Raw genomic sequence first — 20664 nt, forward strand, 5'->3', positions numbered from 1 at the left:
GACATCCGCGCGATCCGATTGCGGCAAAGATAGCACACGGCCCCCGCCGCGGTAGCGTTCAACTTGGTGACACATGATGTTCCCCAGCGCTTCGCCTCGCCGGTGTGGGATGGGGCCTCGTAGAACTGGGCAGGGAGTCTGAGCCGGGTCGTGCATCACGCGAATCACTACTACGGGCACAGCCATGTCCTGGCTCGCTACTGCGGGCTCGACGACACCGACCCGCCCCGCCTGCGCGGCTACCTGCAGCACGGCTGGAACATCGGCGACGGTCTCGCCCCCGACCACGAGTTCGTGCCCGGCGTGCCGAGCTTCCTGTGGTCCGAGCGCACCCGCCGGCGGGCCTGGTCGCTGGGCCGCCGCCAGCTGTACGTGACCGGCTCGCCCTTCGCGTACCTGCTCATGATGGAACCCATCGATCCGGCGACGCCGCGCGAGGGCACCATCTGGTATCCCTTCCACGGCTGGGAGGGGCAGCACGTCGAGGGCGACCACGCCGCGCTGATGGCCGAGATCCGGGCGACGGAGCCCGGCCCGGTCACGGTCTGCCTGTACTGGCAGGAGTACCGCTCCACCAAGCTGCGCCGGCAGTACGAGGCGGCCGGCTTCCGGGTGATCTGCCACGGCTACCGCGGCGGCTGGTGGAAGGATCTCGACCCCGGCTTCCTCTACCGCCAGCTCGGCGAGCTGCGCCGGCACGCCCGGGTCGCCTCCAACCGGCTGTGCAGCGCGGTGTTCTACGGCGCGCTCGCCGGCTGCGCGCCGGCCGTCTACGGCGACCCGATGCACCTGCGGAACGAGAAGCCGGCGTTCGGCGGCCACGAGCGCATCCTGCGCGAGTGGGCCGCCCTGCACGGCGCCCAGGTCGACCCGGCGCTGGCCCGCTCGATCGCGGTCGAGGAACTCGGCGCCGACCGGCTGCTCGCCCCGCCCGAACTGCGCCGGCTGCTCGGCTGGCCGATGCCCCGTAGCGTCGAGGACGCCGAACTGACCGGAGTGCTGCCCCGATGACCGTCCAGATGATCGGCGGCGAGATGCTGCACTGGTCCGACCTGTCCGGCACGCACGGCCCGAGGCCGTTGAGCGCCGCGCTGGCGGCGCCGCTGCTGGCCGGCCTGCCGGGCCGCGTGCTGGTGGCCGGGCCGCACGACCCGGCCGGGCTGCCGGCCGGCGCGACGGTGCTGGTGCGCGGCGTGGCCGACGCCGAGGCGCTCGCCGGCCGGGGCGCGTCCGTACTGTGCGGGAGCCTGGAGAAGCAGGCGGCCGAGCCGGCGTTCGACACCGTGGTCGCGCTCGACGGGCTCGAGCGGCTCTGCACCCCCGAGGCGCCCGACCTGGGCTGGGAGGAGACGCTCGGGCTGCTGCTCGCCGTGCTCAGGCCGGGCGGGCGGCTGCTGCTCGGCGTGCCGAACGACTTCGGGCTCGACCGGCTCATCGCGCTCCCGCCGTCGCCGGCCGACACCGACTGGGTGGCCCCGGACGGCCCGGTCACCTCGGCCGACCTGCACCCGCGGCTGGCCGCGGCCGGCTTCCCGGTGGTCCGCGAGTACGCGGCGTACCCGGGCGCCCTGCTCGGCGCCGAGGTGCTGGCCGACCCGGGGCTGCGCGGCTTCCTCGGGGCGACGCTGACCGCCGCCGCGCCCGCCGAGGGGCGGCTCGCCGACCCGGGCCGGCTCATCGCCGGTGCGCTGCGGCACGGCCTGGCCGCCCAGCTCGCGCCCGGCTGGATCCTGCTCGCCGGGGACATCGCCGCCGGCCCGGCCGCGGTGCTGCCGACCGGCGCGGTCCGGCTGGACGGCGGCGCGTGGTTCCAGGGCGACGGCACGCCGATCCCGGCCGGGCGCACGCTTGCGGACCTGATACTGGCCGCCTGCGGGCGGCGGGCGCTGCCGGCCGTACGGGAACTGCTCACCGCCTGGCAGGAGAGCCCGGCCGCCGGCGTGCCGGCCGATCAGGTCGTGGTCGACGCGGCCGGCGGCTGCCACGGCCTCGCCGCCCCGGGCACCCCGGTCGCGGCCCTCCGCTCGCTGGCCGCCTGGCTGATCGGGGGCGGGTACGCCCACCTGTGGCCGAGCCCGGCCGACGAGGCGGAGCTGACGGCGCTGCTGGCCGGGATGACCGGGCGGGAGCTCGACCCGCACGCGGTGCCGGCCGGTCCGGGCCGCCCGGACGGGGGGTCGCTCCGCGAGCTGCGGGTCGAACGCGACCGGTTGGAGCAGGAGCTGGCCGACGCGCGGGCGAGGCATGAGTTCTACGAGCGGACCGTCGCGAGCCGGGATGCGGAGCTCAAGCGGGTCCGCCAGGTGAACGCCCTGCTGTCCGCGACTGTTCCCGGCCGGGCGGCGAACACCGTCGTGGACGGGCTGAAGGCGGGTCGGCGCGCGGTCCGCGCGGTCGTGAAGCGGACCCGCAGCTGATCTTCCTACCCGTTCGGGGGCTGGTCCGAACCGGTCGGATAAGACAGCATCACCCTTCGGTGTGGCCGCCCATCGGCCCCGAGTCACGGAGAGTCATGTCCTACCCCGCAGTGCCACCGTCCTCGGAGGACCCCACCGCCGGCCTCGGCTCCAATCGGGACGGTTACACCCGCAGCTTCGACCCGCCGCCGCCGGCCGATCCGTATCTGCCGCCGGCGCCGCCGCTCCCGCCGCCGGTGTCCGCACCGCCGATCCCGGCCTACCAGCCGCCGCCCGTGCCCTACCCGCCGGTCGCGCCGCCGCCGGCCTCGCCGTACCAGCCGCCGTACCCGCCGGTCGCGCCGGCGCCGTACCAGCCGTCCTATGCGCCGCCGCCGGCCTACGCGTCGCAGCCGTTCTTCCCGGCGGCCGGTGGCTATCCGCCGCCGTTCCCGCCGACGGCCGTGGCCACCACGCCCACCTCCAGCTGGTCGGTGGCCGCGCTGGTGCTGGGCATCCTCGGGGCCTTCGCCTGGTGCACCCTCGGCATCCCGTGCGTGCTCGCCGTGATCTTCGGCCACCTCGGCCTGAACGAGACCAAGCTCGGCGCCAAGTCCGGCCGGGGCATGGCGATCGCCGGCCTGGTCCTCGGCTATGTGGGTCTGGTTGTGACCGCCGCGTTCTTCATCTGGGGGTTCGCCTCAAACGCGGCCGGCACCTCACCCTGAGCGGCCGGCCGTCACCTCGTCGTAGATGTCCTCGAGGCGGGCGGTCTGCTTCACCAGGTCGAACTTGCTGGTCATCAGGGTCCGGGCCTGCTGACCCAGCTTCTCCCGCAGCCCCTCGTCGTCGAGCAGGCGGGACAGGTTGGCGGCCAGGCCCACCCGGTCGCCCTCGGCGGAGAGCAGCCCGGTCTCGCCGTCCACTACCGCCTCGGGGATGCCGCTGTGGTGGGTGGAGACCACCGGAAGGCCCAGCGCGGCCGCCTCCATCACGGTCGTCGGCAGGCCCTCGGTGTCGCCGTCCGCCGCCGTGCGCGACGGTGCGGCCAGCAGTCGCGAGGCGAGCAGCACCTGGCGCACGTCGCCGGGGCTCTGCATGCCGAGGAAGGTGGCATCGACCCCCAATTCCCTTGCGTACGCCCGCATGCCCGCAAGCAATGGCCCGGAGCCGATGAGCACGGCCCGCGGGCGGCGGGGCGCCAGTCCCGCGAGGGCGGCCAGCAGGTCGTCGACGCCCTTCTTCTCGACGAAGCGGCCGATGAAGACCACGTCCCACTGCTTCGGCGCCGGGTCGGGCGCCGGCGGGATCGGCACGCCCGAGTAGTGCACCCGGACCTTGGCCGGGTCGGCGCCCCAGCCGATCGCCTTCGAGCGGATCACCTCGGAGACGGCCAGCACGACCGCGGCGCGGGAGAACACCGTACGCAGGTTTCGGCGGTAGCGGACGCCGTGCGCGCCGGTGCTGGCCGGCTGGCGGGTCACGTCGTGGCCGTGCACGGTGACGATCAGCGGCAGCCGCAGGCGCTTGGCCTCGCCGCTGACCAGCCAGCCGTCGCCGCCGAAGTGGGCGTGCACCAGGCCGGGGGAGACCTCCTCGAGCAGCCGGCGCAGGCGCGGCGAGCCGCCGGTCAGGCGCAGCCGGAGGAAGGATTTGCGATCACGCGGCGACGGGTAGGCGATCAGGTCGCTCTCCCGGGCCACCGCCGAGTCGACCTTGGTGGCCCCGAGGTAGACTGGCTGCCAGCGGGTGAGCGCGTCGCCCTGGTTACGGACGAACGTCTCGGAGCCGCCGAGCATCGCGCTGCGCCAGATAGCGACCCGCGGCTCAGGCATCGACCGTTTCCGGCTTTTCCGGCTCTTCCGGCCGGTCAGCGGCGCGGCGGCCGACGATCAGGTCGCGCACCCGCGCCCGCAGCGTGGGCGGCAGCGCCCAGATCTGCAGGAACGTCACGTAGTCGAGCATCCCGGGGCGGCCGTGCCGACGCGCCTCGGACAGCAGCGACCGGAACACCTTGCCGCTGCGGGTGGGCGCGGCCATCGAACTGAGCACACTCATCGTGAACGCAGCATAGGCGCGCGGCGTGAACAGCTCCCGGTTGGCCCGCAGCCAGGCGAGCTGCTCCTCCCACGGGTTCTGCAGGCTGATCCGGTCGCGGTCCTCGTCCTGGTGCCAGAGGACGAGCGGCTCGCCGGCGTAGAGCAGCTCGACATCCGGCTCCCGCACCGCCCGCAGCGCCCAGTCCAGCTCCTGCTGGCGGCGCAGCCCCACGGTGAACGGCACCCGGCGCAGCAGCTCGGTGGGCGCCATGATCGTCGAGGTCTGGATGAACCCCTCGCCGTAGAACAGGCCGCGGCGGACGGTGAAGTACTCGCTGAGCGGCTCGCCCGGGGCCGGCAGCCGGCGCGGCATCACGTTGTCGGCGCGGGGCGTGCGGCTGATCATGCGCGTCGCCACCACCGGGGACGCCTTGCCGGCGGTCGCCGCGAGCTTCAGCTGGGTCTCGATCTTGTGGGGCAGCCACTCGTCGTCGTCGTCGAGCAGCGCGGTCCACTTGCCGGTGGCGGCCAGCGCGCCCTGGTTCCGCGCGTTCGGCGCCTTGCCCCGCTCGGCCAGCACCAGCACGCGCAGCCGCGGGTCGCCGACCTGGGCGAGGGCCGCCTCGGTCGCCGGGTCGGGCCCGTCCACCACGACGATCACCTCGAGCGCGGTGTGGGTCTGCGCGAGCGCGCTCCGGACGGCGCGGACGGCCAGGTCCGGGCGGTTGAGCGTCGGGATGACGACGCTGACGTCCGGCGGTGTCGACATGGGTGACCTGCTAACGCGATGGGGACGGAGAGCCGGTCGCAAGATAAGAGAGGCAGGCGGACGGCGGGTTAACGACAGGCTGCCGGGGGACGAAGCGGACGGAATGCACAGGACCTTGACCGAGATTTCTCACGAAACTCCCACCTCGGGTAACCCATCCGTTATCACCCGACGTCCGTAGCTAGTACGCAAGGATGTCGCGGAGAAGGAGATGATCTTGAGACGGACCGCCCGACGGGCCACCCGACGGACCGCCCGCGCACGACGCCGCCGCAGTCCCCGCTGGGCCCTCTGGTGCATCAGTCTCGGCGCCCTGCTGGCGATCGTCGGCGGCGGCGGGGCGGTGGCCCTCCGCGCGACGGTCGGCGCCGCGACCCGGACGGTGGCGCAGCAGAACCTGCTGGGCGCCGGGGCCTCCGAGGCGAAGCACGTCTCCGTCACCGGGGCGAAGAACGTCCTGCTGGTCGGGATCGACGCCCGGAAGGACGCGCTGCCCACGGCCGGCACCCGATCCGACTCGATCATCCTGCTGCACATCCCGTCCGGCCACGACTCGGGCTACATGATCTCACTTCCCAGGGACAGCTACGTGCCGATCCCGGCGTACGACAACGGCGTGCAGAAGTGGGCCGGCGGGAAAAACAAGATCAACTCGGCGTTCTTCTTCGGCAGCCGGGGGCTGACCGGGCCGGCCGCGCTGTCGCACGGCTTCGAGCTGCTCACCCTGACGATCAAACAGCTGACCGGGATCACCCCGGACGCCGGCGCGATCATCGACTTCGAGGGCTTCAAGAACGTGGTGAACGTGCTCGGCAAGGTCTGCATGTACGTGGACGAGGACACCACCTCGATCCACGCCGGGATCAACGACAAGACCGGCAAGCCGGCCGCGCCGTACGTGATCAATCCGGACGGCACGCTGAAGTCGAAGATCCGCGGGGTGACCGCGAAGTTCTACGCCAAGGGCAACCACTGCTTCACCCCGGCCGAGGCGCTCGACTTCGTCCGCCAGCGCGACCTGCTGGCGAACAAGGACTTCGACTACGGCCGCCAGCGGCACCAGCAGCAGTTCTTCAAGGCCATCGTCAACCAGGCGGTGAAGGACGGCCTCTCCTCGCCGACCAAGCTGCCCGGCCTGATCAAGGCGATCGGCTCGACCATGACGGTCGACTCCGGCCGCATCTCCCTCGAGGACTGGGTGTTCGCGATGAAGGGGATCAACCCGAGCGACCTGGTCACGATCAAGACGAACGAGGGCAAGTTCAACCCGAGGTCGATCGCCGGCATCGGGGAGGTCGAGATCCTCAGCCCGGACAGCCTGCAACTGCTGGAATCGGCCAAGGACGACACCGTCGCCCGGTTCGCCGCCGAGCACCCCACCTGGGTGTCCGCCACCTGATCCCTCAACCGCGCGCCCGGCGTGCCGATCTCACCGGCATGCCGAGGCGTGCCGGGATCTGGTGGCTCCTGTTGAGCGTGCCGGTGGCCCTCAGCAACGCCTGGCTGCCCGGCGGCGGGCTGGCCTCCTGGATCTGCTACGACGGCCTCGGCGTGGTCAGCTGCGTCGTGATGGTGGTCGCGCTCGGCCGGCTGCGACCGCCGAGCGCCCGGATGTGGTGGCTGCTGGCGGCCGGCTCGATCTTCTCGGTGCTCGGCGACCTCGTGTACGACGTGCTGCTCAACATCCTGCACGTGGACGCGTATCCCAGCGTCGCCGACGTCTTCTACCTGCTGTCCTACCCGGTGACGGTGGGCGGGCTCGGCCTGCTGGTCCGCGGGCGTACCCGGGGCCGCGACCGGGTCGGGCTGCTCGACGCCGCGATCGTCTCGACCGCCCTGGCCCTGCCGGCCTGGACGTTCGTGATCCGGCCGATCAGCGAGCTGGACCACGCGGGGCTCGGCGACCAGCTCGTCTCCCTGGCGTACCCCGTCTTCGATGTGCTCCTGGTGGTGATGACCGCCCGGCTGGTCACCACGCCCGGGTCCCGCCGCCTGCCCGTCCCGTTCCTGATGCTGGTCATCGCCCAGGTCACCCGGATGCTGTCGGACATCTCGTTCAGCGCCACCTCGATCGTCGGCGGCGACTTCCCGTGGCTGAATCCCGGCTGGGTCCTCACCTACCTGCTCACCACGGCGGCGCTGCTGCATCCGGCGGCCGGGCGGATCGACGAGCCCGGCCCGCAGCGCGACGCCGGCGTGCTCTCCACCCCGCGACTCACCCTGCTCGCGGCGGCCTCGCTGCTGGCGCCGGCGGTGCTCGTGGTGGAGGGCCTGCGGAACGCTCACAAGATCGACTGGGTGGCCGTGGCGATCGGCAGCACCATCCTGTTCCTGCTGGTGGTGGCACGGATGAAGCTGCTGCTCAACCGGGTGCACCGGCAGGCCCGGCAGCTCGAGCAGCTGGCCCACCTGGACGGGCTGACCGGCGTGCCGAACCGCCGCTCCTGGGACGACGCGCTGACCCGGGAGCTCGCCCGGGCCCGCCGGTCCGGCGAACCCGTCGTGGTCGGCCTCCTCGACCTGGACTTCTTCAAGAAATTCAACGATGCGTACGGGCACCAGGCCGGTGACCTGCTGCTCAAGGAGGCGGCGGCCGGCTGGCGGGCGCAGCTGCGCGACCCGGACGTGCTCGCCCGGTACGGCGGCGAGGAGTTCGGCGTGGTCATCGCCGGGCTCGCCGCCGCCGACGCCCTGGCCATCGTCTCGCGGCTGCGCCCGGCCACCCCGCGCGGGCAGACCTTCTCCGCCGGGCTGGCCGCGTGGGACGGCCACGAGTCGGCCGAGGAGCTGGTCCACCGCGCCGACCAGGCGCTGTACCTGGCGAAGGACGCCGGCCGGGATCGGGTGTTCCTTGCCGAGGATGTCACCCTCGCGGGGTAGCGCCGTCGCACAGTGTTGTGGGTACCGTGGTTCCGCACCCCGCCACCCGCGATGGACAGGGGAGGACCGTGGGCGGGTTACCGCTCCTTGACCAGGTCACCCTCGGCGACCACGTCTGCTGGACCGTCGACGACGACGCCACCCGGCTGGAGGCGATCGCCGGGTTCGTGCGCGCCGGCCTCGGCGCCCGGCACCGGGTGATCTACGCCGGCGACGACCCCGGGGCGGTGCTGGCCGGGCTGGAACGCCACGGCATCGGCACCCGCTCGGCGATCGACCAGGGCCTGCTGCACGCGACCACCGCCGAGGCGAGCTACCTGACCGGTGGCGTCTTCGACCCGGAGGCCACCCTCGAGCTGTGGCGCGGCGAGATCGCCCGGGCCCGCTCGGCCGGCTGCCCCGGCATCCGGGTGGTCGGCGACATGACCTGGGCGAGCCGGCGGGTGCCCGGGGCCGAGCGGCTGCCGTGGTACGAGGCGCAGGTCAACACCTTCTTCCTGGACGGGTACGTGGCCGGCGTCTGCGCGTACGACCGGCGCCGCTTCGACCCGCTCGACCTGCGCCGGCTGAGCTGGGCGCACCCGGGCGCGGCGGCCACCCGGGTCCCGTTCGAGCCGGGGTCGGCGCTGCGGGCCCGGCGGATCCGCGACCCGTACGGCCTGCGGCTGGCCGGCGAGGTCGACCTGTCGAACCGGGACGCGCTGCGGGCGGTGATCGAGCACCTGTTCGACGAGGAGCCGGCGGCGACCGTGGACGTCTCCGAGCTGACCTTCGCCGACACCGCCGCCTCCCGCATCCTGGTCGACGCCGCCGGGCACGGTGCGCTGCGGCTGGTCGGGGTGTCGGCGCCGCTGCGGCGGCTGCTCGACTTCCACGGCGCCCGGCGGGTCCCGCGCCTGACGGTGGTGCCGCGATGACGCCGTCCTGGTGGGGTCGCGCGCTTGGCGGCGGTGCCGTGATGAGGCCGTCGCGGTGGGGTCGCGCGCCTGGCGGTGGTGCCGTGATGAGGCCCTCCTGGTGGGTCGCGTGCCTGGCGGTGGTGCCGTGATGAGGCCGTTCGACCACCCCGGCCTGCTGTACCGCGACGTGGACGAGTTCCTCGCGGCCACCGTCCCGTTCGTCCGGGCCGCGGTCGACGCCGGCGACCCGGTGCTGGTCGCCGTGCCGGGGGAGAAGCACGGCCTGATCCGGGAGGCGCTGGCCGGGGCCGGCGACCGGGTCGAGTTCGCCGACATGGCGGTGAACGGGCGCAACCCGGGCCGCATCCTGCCGGCCGTGCTGCTGCCGTTCGCCGCGGCGCACCCCGGCCGGCGCGTGGCGATCGTCGGCGAGCCGCTCTGGCCGGGCCGCACCGCGACCGAGCGGGCGGCCTGCGCGGTGCACGAGGCGCTGATCAACGCGGCCTTCGAGGGGCGGGAGGCGTCGGTGCTGTGCCCCTACGACGCGGCCCGCCTCGACCCGGCGACGGTCGCCGAGGCCTGGCGCACCCACCCCGAGATGATCGACGGCGGCGAGCGGGTGCCGAGCGGGGACTACCGGGATCCGCTGCTGGTGGCGGAGGCGGTCAACGTGCCGCTGCCGCCGCCCCCGGCCGGGGCCGCGGTCCTCGCGTACGCCCGCTCGAAAGATCTTGCCGAAGTCCGGGCCTTCGTCCGCCGGCGCGCCGGCGTGCTGCTCGGCGACGAGCGCTCGCGCGAGCTGGTGCTGGCCGTGCACGAGTTGGCCACCAACACGATCCGGCACGCCGGCGGCCCCGGGACGATCACCGTGTGGACCGAGCCGGGCCTGCTCGTCTGCCAGGTCGACGACGGCGGGCACATCGGGGATCCGCTGGCCGGGCGGCGCCTGCCGCCGCCGTCCGGCCCGAGCGGGCGCGGCCTGCTGCTGGTCAACCAGCTGTGCGACCTGGTGCGGCTGCGGTCCGGCCCGGAGGGGACGAGCGTCCGGCTGCAGATGCTGCTGACCTGAGGCCGATCCCGCCGATCCCGCCGATCCCGCCGATCCCGCCGATCCCGCCGATCCCGCCGATCCCGCCGATCCCGCCGATCGACGGCGAAGACCCCCTGCGGCCCGAGGTGCTGAGCGGTCAGGCCGAGCAGCGGCGCGAACAGGCCGCCGATGCTCACGCCGAGCCCGAGGGTGACGCCGGCCGCGGTGCCCGGCCGCCCCGGCAGGTAGTCCTGGCCGAGCTTGACCAGCACCGCGAACGGGATGTTCAGCGCCACCCCGGCGAGCGCCGCGAAGACCAGCGGCGCGATCGGGCCCCCGGCCAGCCGCAGCGCGATCAGCGGTGGCACGGCGGCCAGCGCGCCGAACCGAACCGTGCGAACCGCGCCGATCCGGTCGGCAATCCTTCCGCCGGTCAGCGTGCCCGCGACACCGCCGACCAGGAAGACGGCGAGCGCTGCCCCGGCGACCTCCCGGCCGGCGCCGAGCTGCTCGATCCAGTAGAGCTCGATGAAGGTGTTGACGCCGAAGAACGCCGCCGATCGCACCACCGCGATCCCGGTCAGGGCGAGGAAGGGCCGCCACTGCTCGGTTCCGCTCCTCGCCGCCCGGAGCGCGCTCCTGGGACTCTTGTTCCGCAACAGGATCAACGCGATCACCAGCGCCGGCGGCAGGAACAGCACGGTCGCCGGCACACCCCACGCGACCAGGGCCGGCGTGGCCAGCACCGGAGCGAGGAAGAACCCGACACTCCCACCGGCCGCGAAGATGCTCATCGCGGCGGTGCTGTCCCCGGCCGCCTCCCGCGCCGCCTTGCCCGCCGCCGGATGGAACATCGCCACCCCGAGCCCCGACAACAAAATCAAAGTCCAGACGATGGCGTACGTCTCGGGCACCAGCCCCGAAAGCCCCAGCCCGGCGCCGGCCAGCCCCACCCCGGCCGCCGCCATCCAGCCCAGCCGATAGCGATCGACCAGCACGCCGACCAGCGGCTGCGGCACCGAACTGCCGAGCGCCGCCGCGAGCGTCAGGCCCGACGCGGCGACATAGCTGTACCGGTGGTCGAGGACGAAGTACGGCACCGTCGCGGGCACCAGCCCCTGATAGAGGTCGTCGACCGCGTGCGCGGCCCCCCACAGCCAGATCCTTCTGCGCATGTCCAGCAGGTTTCCGCGTACGGGCCGAGCGGGCTTCCGATATTCTGCCGACTTGTGTCGGTAACCCGCCGAGTCCTGGACCGCCCGACGTTCCGGTCGCTGGCCCACCGCGAGCGGATCGACTGGCACTACCACGACGTGCACCAGCTGGCCCATCCGCTCCGCGGCGTCCTGCAGGTCTCCACGAGTCGCGGCGCCTGGGTGGTGCCGCCGAATCGCGCGGTGTGGATTCCGGCCGGCGTGGCGCACGCGCACCAGGCGCACGGCCCCACCGAGATGCGCTCGCTGATCTTCCAGGTGGGGGTGAATCCGCTCGCCGCCGAGCAACCCACCGTGCTGACGGTGGGGCCGCTGCTGCGCGAGGTGATCCGGGCGCTCTCCGGTCCCGGCTCGATGGTCGAGTCGCACCGCTATCACCTCGAGCAGGTCGCGCTGCACGAGCTGCGGGCGGTGCGGGCGCTGCCGCTGTGCCTGCCGGCGCCGGGCGACCCCCGGCTGGTCGCGCTCTGCGACCTGCTCGCGGCCGATCCGGCCGACGCGCGCACGTTGCGCGAGCTGGGGCGAGAGGTGGGCGCGGCCGACCGTACGCTGTCCCGGCTCTTCCGCGAGCAGACCGGCATCTCGTTTCCCCAGTGGCGGGGCCAGCTGCGCCTGCATCACGCCCTCAAGCTGCTGGCCGGAGGACTGCCGGTCACCCGGGTCGCGGCGGATTGCGGCTATCGCAGCCCGAGCGCGTTCATCGAGGCGTTCCGCGCGACGTTCGGCACCACGCCCGGGCGGTACCTGGCGTCAGGCGAGGACGGCGCCGATCAGGGCTAGCGCCCGGCGTACGCGATCGCTCGGCTCTTCCGGGGAATCGGTGGCCAGGACCGCGCCGACCAGCGCGCCCACGACGGCGCCGGCCGCCGCCGCGGACAGCGTCGCGTCCATCCGGTCCGGGTAGGTGCGGCGGAGCCACTCGGCGATCAGGCGCTGGGCGGCGATCAGGCGCTGCATGGCCTGGGCGCGCAGTTCGGGCCGCTCGAAGAGGACAGCCAGCCGATCGGGCCCGGCCAGGTCGTCGGAGGCGGCGAGCACCCGTTCCACGATGACGTGCACGGCGGCGGTGCCCTCGGCGCCGGCGGCCAGCTCGCGGGCCAGCGCGGCCAGCCGCTCGTCCGCGCCCGCGAAGAGCACGTCCTCCTTGGCCCGGAAGTAACCGAAGAACGTGCGGGTGGAGACGCCCGCCGCCGCGGCGATGTCGGCGACCGTGGTCCCGTCGTAGCCCTTCTCGGCGAACAGGCGCTCGGCCGCACCGACGAGCGCGGCCCGGGTGCGTGCCTTTTTCTCCTCCCGCAGGCCCATGGCTTGATCTTACACTTCGATGTAAAGTTGCATCATGATGCAAGATTCTGTTCTGACGGTGGCGGATCTTCGGGTGCGGTATCCGGGTAGCGCCCGCGACGCGGTGGCCGGCATCGGCTTCACGGTCCGGGCGGGGGAGGTGTTCGGCCTGCTCGGGCCGAACGGGGCCGGCAAGTCGACGACCCAGCGCGTGCTCACCGGGCAGCATCGCGACTTCACCGGTTCGGTGTCCGTGCTCGGGCGGCCGGTCGCTTCGTGGGGGCGGCGGCTCTACGAGCGCATCGGGGTCGGCTTCGAGCTGCCGGCGTACTTTCCGAAACTCACCGTCCGGGAAAACCTGGCGGCCTTCGCGGCGCTTTATCGGACGCCGTCGTCGCCCGACCAGGCGCTCGACCTGGTGGGCCTGGCCGACGCGGCCGATCGGCGGGCGGCGGCGCTGTCCAAGGGCATGAAGATGCGGCTCAACCTCGCGCGGGCGGTGCTGCACCGGCCCGACGTGCTGTTTCTCGACGAGCCGACCTCGGGGCTGGACCCGGCGAACGCGGCGGCGGTCCGGGCGGTGATCCGCGCGCAGGCCGACGACGGCCGGACGGTCTTTCTCACCACCCACGACATGCCGGCGGTCGAGGAGTTGTGCGCGCGGGTCGCCTTCCTGCGCGCGGGCCGGATCGTCGCCATCGACACGCCCCGGAATCTCCGGCTCGCCTACGGCCGGCCGTCGGTGGTGGCGGAGTCCCTGGTGGACGGCGTTCCCCAGCGCCGGGAGTTCCCGGCGACCGACGATCCCGCGCTGCTGGCGCTGCTGGCCACCGGGCGGGTGCAGACGGTGCACACGCGCGAGGCCGCCCTGAGCGACGTCTTCATCGCGGTCACGGCAGCGGCATGACCGCCTGCACCGAGCGGCACCTGCGCGAGTTGCGCGCCCAGGCCGCGGGCGAGGGCCAGAAGGGCATGCCTGAGGAGGGCACAGCATGACCCGGCTGGTGGTCCTCGAGTCCCGGGTCCAGTGGCGGCAGGGGGTTCCGGCGGCGATGCTCGGGCTCGGCGTCTGCTGGGCCGGCGTGCTGGCCTCGGTGCCGGCCGGAGTCGCCCGGGCCGCCTCGCCGTACCTCGTGTTCGTCGAGGTCATGACCGTCGGCACGCTGTTCGCCGGCGCCCTGACCGTCACCGACCGGGCCACCGGGGCCGCCGCGGCGCTCGGCGTCAGCCCGGCCGGTCCCGTTGCGCGTCTCGCCGCCCGGCTCGGACCGCTCGCCGCGCTCACCACGCTCGGCGCGGCGCCGGTGCTGCTCGCCGGCCGGCACGCGGCCCAGCTCGGCGCCGGGCTCGCGGCGGTCACGCTGTGCGGGGTTCTGCTGCTCGCCGTGGCCACCGGCCTGGCCGCGCGGCGGGACGAGTTCGTCGGGTTCATGGTGGCCCTCTCGGCGCCGATGGCCCTGCTGCTCGCCGTGCCGCTGGCGGTGTCCCTCGGCCTGCTGACCGGGCCGCTGTGGTTCCTCGCGCCGACCACCGGCGTGCTGGCCCTGCTGCGCGGGGATTCGCCCTATCCCGCCGCCGGGCTCCTCGCCTATCTGGGGCTGTGGACAGCCGCGGCGCTGGTCTATGCCGGCCGGCGGTTGCGCCCGGGCGTCCCCACGGCGAGCGGCCGGGCCGTGCCCCCGGCGCGCCCGCTGCCGGCCCGGCCGCGGTGGCTGGTCTTCCCGCGGGCCGACCTGCGCAACGTCACCCGCGACTCGATGCTCGCCGCCGTGGCGCTGAGCCCTCTGCTGCTGGCGCTGGCGTTGCGGCTCGGGTATCCGCCGCTGGCCGCCTGGCTGCGGCACACCCGCGGGGTGGACCTGGCGCCGTACTCGCCCGTGCTCGCGCTGCTGGCGGTCGCCGTCCACGTGCCGGTCTCGTTCGGGATGACCGCCGCCCTGATCGTCCTGGACGACCTGGAGGCCGGCACCCTTTCGGTGGTGCGGGTCTCCCCGGTGGGCGTGACCGGCTACCTGGCCTACCGCCTCGGGTTGGTGACGCTGCTCAGCGGGGCCGGCCTGGCCGTGGCCGCGCCGCTCTCCGGCCTGGTCCCGGGCCCGGCGGCGGGCGCGCTCGCGCTGGCGGCGCTGGCCGGCCCGCTGGTCACCGTGGCGACGATCGCGGTGGCCCGCACCCGGGTGCAGGGCGCCACCGCCGACAAGGCCCTGGCGCTGCCGCTCTACCTGCCGATCGCCGCGTGGTGGCTGACCGGGCCGGCCGGGTGGCTGCTCGCGCCGCTGCCGACGTACTGGATCGTCCGCGCCTGGCCCGGAACCGGCCCGGCGTACCTGGTGGGCGGTTTCGCGTGCCTGCTGGCCTGGCTGATCCCGCTCACCGCGGTGGCCCTCCGCCGTCTTCGTTGACGGCGCGCCTGGCGGCTTCGCTGACGGCGCGCCTGGCGGCTTCGCTAACGGCGCCCGGCGGCGTACTCCGTCGTGCTGGCCGTGACGCGGCGCAGCAGGCCCTGCAGCGTCGCCGTCTCGGCCGCCGACAGGCCCAGCGCCCGGGAGATCTCGATCGGCACGTCCAACGCCTCCGACCGCAGGGTCAGCCCGCCCTCGGTCAGCCGGATCGTCACGGTGCGTTCGTCGTCGAAGCGGCGCTGCCGCTCGATGTGACCCAGCGCCTCCAGGCGCTTGAGCAGCGGCGTCAGCGTGCCGTAGTCCAGGTGCAGCGCCGCGCTGATGTCCTTGATCGCTCGGGGGGCGTCCTGCCAGAGCACGAGCATCACCAGGTATTGCGGGTAGGTCAGGCCGATCCGGTCGAGCAGCGGCCGGTAGACGGCGGTCACCGAGCGGGAAGCCGCATACAGCGAGAAACAGATCTGGTCCTCCAGCAACAACGACGAGGACAGCGCGACTTCCTCACGTTCGGGCATGCCGCCACGCTACCACGCGAACAATTAACTTGTGCACGAGTTAATCGCCCGCTAGGTTCTTCAGGCGTGAGCGGTCGTCACCGGATTCAGGAGGTTGTCATGAAGGTTGTTCTCGAGCCCGCCGCCGCGGAGTTCGCCGCCGCCACGGCCAACCCGCCCTACCTGTTCGATCTCGGGCCGGCCGAGGGCCGCAAGGTCGTCGACGAGGTGCAGTCGGGCGAGATCGCCAGGCCCGCCGTCGACGAGGAGTGGGTCACCGTCGAGCCCGGCTCGGTGCGCGCCCGCGTCGTCCGGCCCGCCGGCGCCACGGGCGTGCTGCCGGTCATCGTCTACCTGCACGGCGCCGGCTGGGTCTTCGGCAACGCGCACACCCACGACCGCCTCGTGCGCGAGCTGGCCGTCGGCGCCGGCGCGGCGGTCGTCTTCCCGGAGTACGACCTGTCGCCCGAGGCCCGCTACCCCGTCGCCATCGAGCAGAACTACGCCGTCGCCCGCTGGGTCGTCACCGACGGCACCGCCCAAGGCCTCGACGCCACCCGCATCGCCGTGGCCGGCGACTCGGTCGGGGGCAACATGGCCGCCGCCCTCACCCTGATGGCCAAGGAGCGCGGCACCGTGCCGCTGGTGCAGCAGGTGCTGTTCTACCCGGTGACCGACGCCGCCTTCGACACGGGCTCGTACCACGACTTCGCGACCGGCTATTTCCTGCGGCGCGACGCGATGCAGTGGTTCTGGGACCAGTACACGACCGACCCCGCCGAGCGCGCCCAGCTCACCGCGTCACCGCTGCGCGCCGAGCCGGCCCAGCTGACCGGCCTGCCCCCGGCCCTGGTCATCACCGCCGAGGCCGACGTGCTGCGCGACGAGGGCGAGGCGTATGCGAACAGGCTCCGCGAGGCCGGCGTCCCCGTCGTGGCCACCCGCTACCAGGGCATCATCCACGACTTCGTGATGCTCAACGCCCTGCGCGGGACGAACGCCGCCGAGGCGGCCATCACCCAGGCGATCACCACCCTCCGCGCGGCGCTCCACGGCTAGCGGCACACCCCCCGGCGACGGGCCACCGCCCGTCGCCGGGTGATCGTCACCCTTCCGGCCGGGCCGCTCCCGTGACCTCTCTGTTATCGATAACAATTTGGCCTCTGTGGCGCCTGACAACGTTTGGGAAACAAGTTTCTCCGACATGTCGGTGACGTTGCGGGAACTGTTGACAGGGTCATTGTTAGCGTTCACACTCGACGCCACGCCGCTGCCCCAAGAAGGAGTAAAGCGCAATGAGATTTTCCCGGATGGGGGCCGTCGCCTCCGCCGTTGTCCTTACCGCCGCCCTGACCGCCTGTGGCTCGAGCACGAAGAACGCCGACAAGGCGTCTTCCGGGGGCGACACCAAGGGCGCTCTGATCGGGGTCACCATGCCCACCAAGTCCTCGGAACGGTGGATCAGTGACGGTAACAACCTGAAGACGCAGCTCGAGGCCCTGGGCTACAAGGTCGACCTCCAGTACGCGGAGAACGACATCCCGACCCAGACCCAGCAGCTCGACAACCAGATCACCAAGGGCGCCAAGCTCCTGATCATCGCCTCGATCGACGGCACCGCGATCACCACCCAGCTGGAGACCGCGAAGTCCAACAAGATCCCGGTGATCGCGTACGACCGCCTGATCCGCAACAGCCCGAACGTGGACTACTACGCCACGTTCGACAACGCCAAGGTCGGCGTGCAGCAGGCGACCTCGCTGCTGACCGGTCTGAAGCTGCTGAACGCGGACGGCTCGAAGGGCACCGCGAAGGGCCCGTTCAACGTCGAGCTGTTCGCCGGTTCGCCGGACGACAACAACGCGACGTTCTTCTTCAACGGCGCGATGAGCGTGCTCAAGCCGTACATCGACGCCGGCACGATCGTCGTGAAGAGCAAGCAGACCGACTTCAAGACCGTCGCGATCCTGCGGTGGGACCCGGCGACCGCCCAGAAGCGCATGGAGGACCTGCTGACCTCCACGTACAAGAGCGGCGCGAAGGTCGATGGCGTGCTGTCGCCGTACGACGGCCTGTCGATCGGTATCCTCTCCGCGCTGAAGAGCAACGGTTACGGCACCGCGGCCCAGCCCTACCCGGTCGTGACCGGTCAGGACGCCGAGCTCGCCTCGGTCAAGTCGATCATCGCGGGTGAGCAGTACTCGACCGTCTACAAGGACACCCGCGAGCTGGCGAAGACCACGGTCGCGATGGCCGACGCCGTCCTCAAGGGACAGACGCCGCAGACGAACAACACCACCGACTACAACAACGGCATCAAGGTCGTTCCGTCGATGCTGCTGCAGTCGGTCGTCGTCGACAAGACGAACTACAAGAAGGTGCTCGTCGACGGCGGCTACTACACCGAGGCCCAGCTCGGCTCATGAGTGAGGCCATCCTCCGCATGCGGGGCATCTCCAAGAGCTTCCCCGGGGTCAAGGCCCTGGCGGACGTGAACTTGGAGGTGCTCCGCGGCGAGATCCACGCGATCTGCGGGGAGAACGGCGCCGGAAAGTCCACCCTCATGAAGGTGCTTTCCGGCGTCTACCCGTACGGCGACTACGAAGGTGAGATCACCTTCGACGGCGAGCCCTGCCGGTTCGGCGGTATCCGCGACAGTGAGCACCGCGGGATCGTGATCATCCATCAGGAGCTCGCGCTCGCCTCCAACCTCTCGATCGCCGAGAACATCTTCCTCGGCAACGAGCAGGCGACCCGCGGCTTCATCGACTGGAACAAGACGAACGCGGCGGCCGACGTTCTGCTCCGCCGCGTCGGACTGCGGGAGAACCCGGTCACCCAGGTGCTCGATCTGGGCGTCGGCAAGCAGCAGCTGGTCGAGATCGCCAAGGCGCTCTCCAAGGAGGTCCGCCTGCTGATCCTCGACGAGCCGACCGCGGCGCTCAACGACGAGGACTCGGCGCACCTGCTCGACCTGCTGCGCGGCCTGCGCGACGAGGGCATCACCTGCGTGATCATCTCGCACAAGCTGAACGAGGTCCTCGCGATCGCCGACACCGTCACGATCCTGCGCGACGGCAGGACGATCAGCAGTACGCCGGTGTCGGACCTGACCGAGGACAAAATCATCTCGGGCATGGTCGGCCGCGATCTCGACCACCGGTACCCGCCGCACGAGTCCACCGTGGGCGAGGAGATCTTCCGGATCGAGGACTGGACCGTGCACAGCCCGACCCAGCACGGCCGGCTGCTCGTCGATCGGGCGAATCTGTCGCTCCGGCGCGGGGAGATCGTCGGGCTCGCCGGGCTGATGGGCGCCGGGCGTACCGAATTGGCGATGAGCGTCTTCGGCCGCGCCTACGGCGCGAACATCAGCGGCCGCATCTTCAAGGACGGCCAGGAGATCCGCCTGCGGTCCGTGCAGGAGGCGATCAAACACGGCATTGCGTACGCCACGGAGGATCGCAAACGCTACGGGTTGAACTTGATCGAGGACATCAAGCGCAACATCTCCGCGGCGGCCCTCGGCCGGCTGTCCCGGCGCGGGTGGGTCGACGACAACGAGGAGTACCGGGTCGCCGACGGATACCGCACGTCGATGAACATCAAGGCGCCCAGCGTCTCGAGCATCACCGGCAAGCTCTCCGGCGGCAACCAGCAGAAGGTCGTCCTCTCCAAGTGGATCTTCACGGATCCGGACGTGCTGATCCTCGACGAGCCGACCAGGGGCATCGACGTCGGCGCCAAGTACGAGATCTACACGATCATCAACAGCCTCGCCGACCAGGGCAAGGCGGTGCTGGTCATCTCCAGCGAGCTGCCCGAGCTGCTGGGCATCTGCGATCGTATCTACACGCTCTCGGCCGGGCGGATCACCGGTGAGGTGCCGCGCGCCGAGGCCACCCAGGAGGGCCTGATGACCCTCATGACCGCCGGACAGGAGGCAGGCAAGTGAGCCTCGCACCCACCAATGCCGACCTCGCCGTCGACGCCTCCGCGGAGGCGCCGACCCCGTCCGCCGGCCGCGGGCGCTTCTCCATCAATCTGCGGCAGAGCGGCATCTACATCGCCTTCGCCCTGATCGTGGTGCTGTTCACGTTCCTCACCGGCGGCGACCTGCTCGCCCCGCAGAACATCAGCAACATCATCGTCCAGAACTCGTACATCCTGATCCTCGCGATCGGCATGATCCTGGTGATCATCGCCGGCCACATCGACCTCTCGGTCGGCTCGGTGGTGGCCGCCTGCGGCGCGATCTCCGGCGTGCTGATGGTCAACCACCACATGGCCTGGCCGCTCGCGCTCGTCATCACGCTGGTCTTCGGCGCGGTGATCGGGGCGTGGCAGGGCTACTGGGTCGCCTATTTCGGGATCCCGGCCTTCATCGTCACGCTGGCCGGCATGCTGCTGTTCCGGGCGATCACCCTGATGATCCTGGGCAACCAGGGCATCGGCCCGTTCCCGGACGCGGTGCGGACGCTCTCCAACGGCTTCACCGACGGCTACTTCGGCAACATCGGGCTCGGCACGTACCTCGGCGGCGCCGACCTGTTCAGTCTGCTGATCGGCGTCATCGCGGTGGCCGGGCTGATCGTGACCCAGTGGCGCTCGCGCGCCGGGCGGGCCCGCTACGGCCAGGCGGTCGACCCGATCTGGCTGTTCGTCACCAAGATCGCGGTCTTCACGATCCTGATCATGTTCGTGGTCGTGCAGCTGGCCCGGTTCCGGAATCTGCCGTGGGTGCTCGTGCTGCTGGCCGGGCTGGTGCTCGGCTACTCGCTGCTCGCGAACCGGTCCGTCTTCGGCCGGCAGATCTACGCGGTCGGCGGCAACCTGCAGGCGGCGACGCTGTCCGGCGTGAAGGTCAAGTCGATCATTTTCTGGATCTTCGTGAACATGGGCGTGCTGTCCGCCCTGGCCGGCATCATCTTCGCCGGCCGGCTCAACCAGGCCGGCCCGACCGCCGGCAACCAGTTCGAGCTGGACGCGATCGCGGCGGCCTTCATCGGCGGCGCGGCGGTCCAGGGCGGCGTGGGCAAGGTGGTCGGCGCGATCACCGGCGGCCTCATCATGGGTGTCATCAACAACGGCATGAGCCTGATCGGCGCACCGTCCGAGCGGGTCATGCTCGTGAAGGGCATCGTGCTGCTGGCCGCGGTCGCCTTCGACGTGTGGACGAAGCGCCGGGCGGGCGCCTCCCGCTGACCACATACCACGCCGAGCAAGATACTAGCCGAGCAAGATACTAGCCGAGCAA

18 protein-coding genes and 1 pseudogene are annotated in these 20664 nt (G+C 72.1%); 14 read left to right on the forward strand and 5 right to left on the reverse strand.

Annotated elements, in window-relative coordinates:
* Positions 1-150: 150 nt before the first annotated feature.
* The 3 genes from IH26_RS0143780 to IH26_RS0143790 all read left to right on the forward strand — a co-directional run bounded on the left by IH26_RS0143780 (position 151) and on the right by IH26_RS0143790 (position 3124).
* Positions 151-1011 carry a hypothetical protein gene (locus IH26_RS0143780; protein ID WP_030442222.1) on the forward strand — a complete coding sequence of 287 codons (861 nt, stop codon included), beginning with the start codon at positions 151-153 and terminating at the stop codon, positions 1009-1011.
* Complete coding sequence (locus IH26_RS0143785; protein WP_051809604.1) at positions 1008-2417, forward strand: hypothetical protein; 1410 nt, start codon at positions 1008-1010, stop codon at positions 2415-2417. The genes IH26_RS0143780 and IH26_RS0143785 overlap by 4 nt, the downstream gene beginning before the upstream one ends.
* Before the next feature lie 95 nt (positions 2418-2512).
* A complete protein-coding gene (locus tag IH26_RS0143790; protein ID WP_084599630.1) occupies positions 2513-3124 on the forward strand; it encodes a DUF4190 domain-containing protein in 612 nt (203 codons plus the stop codon).
* On the opposite strand, the gene IH26_RS0143795 is transcribed toward IH26_RS0143790, so the two are convergent.
* A complete protein-coding gene (locus IH26_RS0143795) occupies positions 3116-4231 on the reverse strand; it encodes a glycosyltransferase (protein ID WP_030442225.1) in 1116 nt (371 codons plus the stop codon). The two genes, IH26_RS0143790 and IH26_RS0143795, sit on opposite strands and share 9 nt — an antisense overlap.
* Positions 4224-5204 carry a glycosyltransferase family 2 protein gene (locus IH26_RS0143800; RefSeq protein WP_030442226.1) on the reverse strand — a complete coding sequence of 327 codons (981 nt, stop codon included), beginning with the start codon at positions 5202-5204 and terminating at the stop codon, positions 4224-4226. Before IH26_RS0143800 ends, IH26_RS0143795 begins: the two co-directional genes overlap by 8 nt.
* A gap of 217 nt (positions 5205-5421) precedes the next feature.
* Here IH26_RS0143800 and IH26_RS0143805 point away from each other — a divergent pair, with 217 nt between their 5' ends.
* The 4 genes from IH26_RS0143805 to IH26_RS0143820 all read left to right on the forward strand — a co-directional run bounded on the left by IH26_RS0143805 (position 5422) and on the right by IH26_RS0143820 (position 10052).
* On the forward strand, positions 5422-6603 hold the full coding sequence (locus tag IH26_RS0143805; protein WP_245665949.1) for an LCP family protein: 1182 nt from the start codon (positions 5422-5424) through the stop codon (positions 6601-6603).
* 38 nt (positions 6604-6641) lie between these two features.
* Positions 6642-8084 (forward strand): GGDEF domain-containing protein, encoded by a 1443-nt coding sequence (locus IH26_RS0143810; RefSeq protein ID WP_157437665.1) that lies wholly within the window; start codon positions 6642-6644, stop codon positions 8082-8084.
* A 68-nt stretch (positions 8085-8152) separates the two neighbouring features.
* Positions 8153-9001 (forward strand): MEDS domain-containing protein, encoded by an 849-nt coding sequence (locus tag IH26_RS56680; RefSeq protein WP_051809613.1) that lies wholly within the window; start codon positions 8153-8155, stop codon positions 8999-9001.
* Positions 9002-9131: 130 nt separating this feature from the next.
* The gene (locus IH26_RS0143820) at positions 9132-10052 is read left to right on the forward strand and encodes a sensor histidine kinase (RefSeq protein ID WP_030442230.1); all 921 of its coding nucleotides are present in this window, start codon (positions 9132-9134) and stop codon (positions 10050-10052) included.
* 191 nt (positions 10053-10243) lie between these two features.
* Here the strand turns inward: IH26_RS0143820 and IH26_RS58915 are convergent.
* Positions 10244-11344: pseudogene (locus IH26_RS58915) on the reverse strand (MFS transporter); the annotation flags it as partial.
* Here IH26_RS58915 and IH26_RS0143835 point away from each other — a divergent pair.
* Entirely contained in the window at positions 11243-12007 is a 765-nt protein-coding gene (locus IH26_RS0143835; RefSeq protein ID WP_030442233.1) for an AraC family transcriptional regulator, read from the forward strand. The pseudogene IH26_RS58915 and the gene IH26_RS0143835 overlap by 102 nt on opposite strands.
* Here the strand turns inward: IH26_RS0143835 and IH26_RS0143840 are convergent.
* Positions 11978-12532 carry a TetR/AcrR family transcriptional regulator gene (locus IH26_RS0143840; protein WP_030442234.1) on the reverse strand — a complete coding sequence of 185 codons (555 nt, stop codon included), beginning with the start codon at positions 12530-12532 and terminating at the stop codon, positions 11978-11980. The genes IH26_RS0143835 and IH26_RS0143840 overlap by 30 nt on opposite strands.
* 34 nt (positions 12533-12566) lie before the next feature.
* On the opposite strand from IH26_RS0143840, the gene IH26_RS0143845 reads away from it, so the two are divergent.
* Positions 12567-13418 carry an ABC transporter ATP-binding protein gene (locus IH26_RS0143845; RefSeq protein WP_245665950.1) on the forward strand — a complete coding sequence of 284 codons (852 nt, stop codon included), beginning with the start codon at positions 12567-12569 and terminating at the stop codon, positions 13416-13418.
* An 85-nt stretch (positions 13419-13503) separates the two neighbouring features.
* Positions 13504-14913 carry a hypothetical protein gene (locus IH26_RS0143855; protein WP_030442236.1) on the forward strand — a complete coding sequence of 470 codons (1410 nt, stop codon included), beginning with the start codon at positions 13504-13506 and terminating at the stop codon, positions 14911-14913.
* Positions 14914-14957: 44 nt separating this feature from the next.
* Here IH26_RS0143855 and IH26_RS0143860 read toward each other — a convergent pair whose 3' ends face one another.
* A complete protein-coding gene (locus IH26_RS0143860) occupies positions 14958-15428 on the reverse strand; it encodes a MarR family winged helix-turn-helix transcriptional regulator (RefSeq protein ID WP_030442237.1) in 471 nt (156 codons plus the stop codon).
* Positions 15429-15527: 99 nt separating this feature from the next.
* Between IH26_RS0143860 and IH26_RS0143865 the strand changes: the two genes are divergently transcribed.
* The 4 genes from IH26_RS0143865 (at position 15528) to mmsB (ending at position 20612) form a co-directional block, all read left to right on the forward strand.
* Entirely contained in the window at positions 15528-16466 is a 939-nt protein-coding gene (locus IH26_RS0143865; RefSeq protein ID WP_030442238.1) for an alpha/beta hydrolase, read from the forward strand.
* Positions 16467-16702: 236 nt separating this feature from the next.
* Positions 16703-17833 (forward strand): multiple monosaccharide ABC transporter substrate-binding protein, encoded by a 1131-nt coding sequence (gene chvE / locus IH26_RS0143870; protein ID WP_030442239.1) that lies wholly within the window; start codon positions 16703-16705, stop codon positions 17831-17833.
* Positions 17830-19362, forward strand: coding sequence for a multiple monosaccharide ABC transporter ATP-binding protein (gene mmsA / locus IH26_RS0143875; RefSeq protein WP_030442240.1), 1533 nt, complete (start codon positions 17830-17832; stop codon positions 19360-19362). The genes chvE and mmsA overlap by 4 nt, the downstream gene beginning before the upstream one ends.
* Positions 19359-20612, forward strand: a complete 1254-nt coding sequence (gene mmsB, locus IH26_RS0143880; protein WP_030442241.1) for a multiple monosaccharide ABC transporter permease — start codon at positions 19359-19361, stop codon at positions 20610-20612. The genes mmsA and mmsB overlap by 4 nt, the downstream gene beginning before the upstream one ends.
* Positions 20613-20664: the final 52 nt, after the last annotated feature.

Source organism: Actinoplanes subtropicus (assembly GCF_000721705.1).
GTDB lineage: Bacteria > Actinomycetota > Actinomycetes > Mycobacteriales > Micromonosporaceae > Actinoplanes > Actinoplanes subtropicus.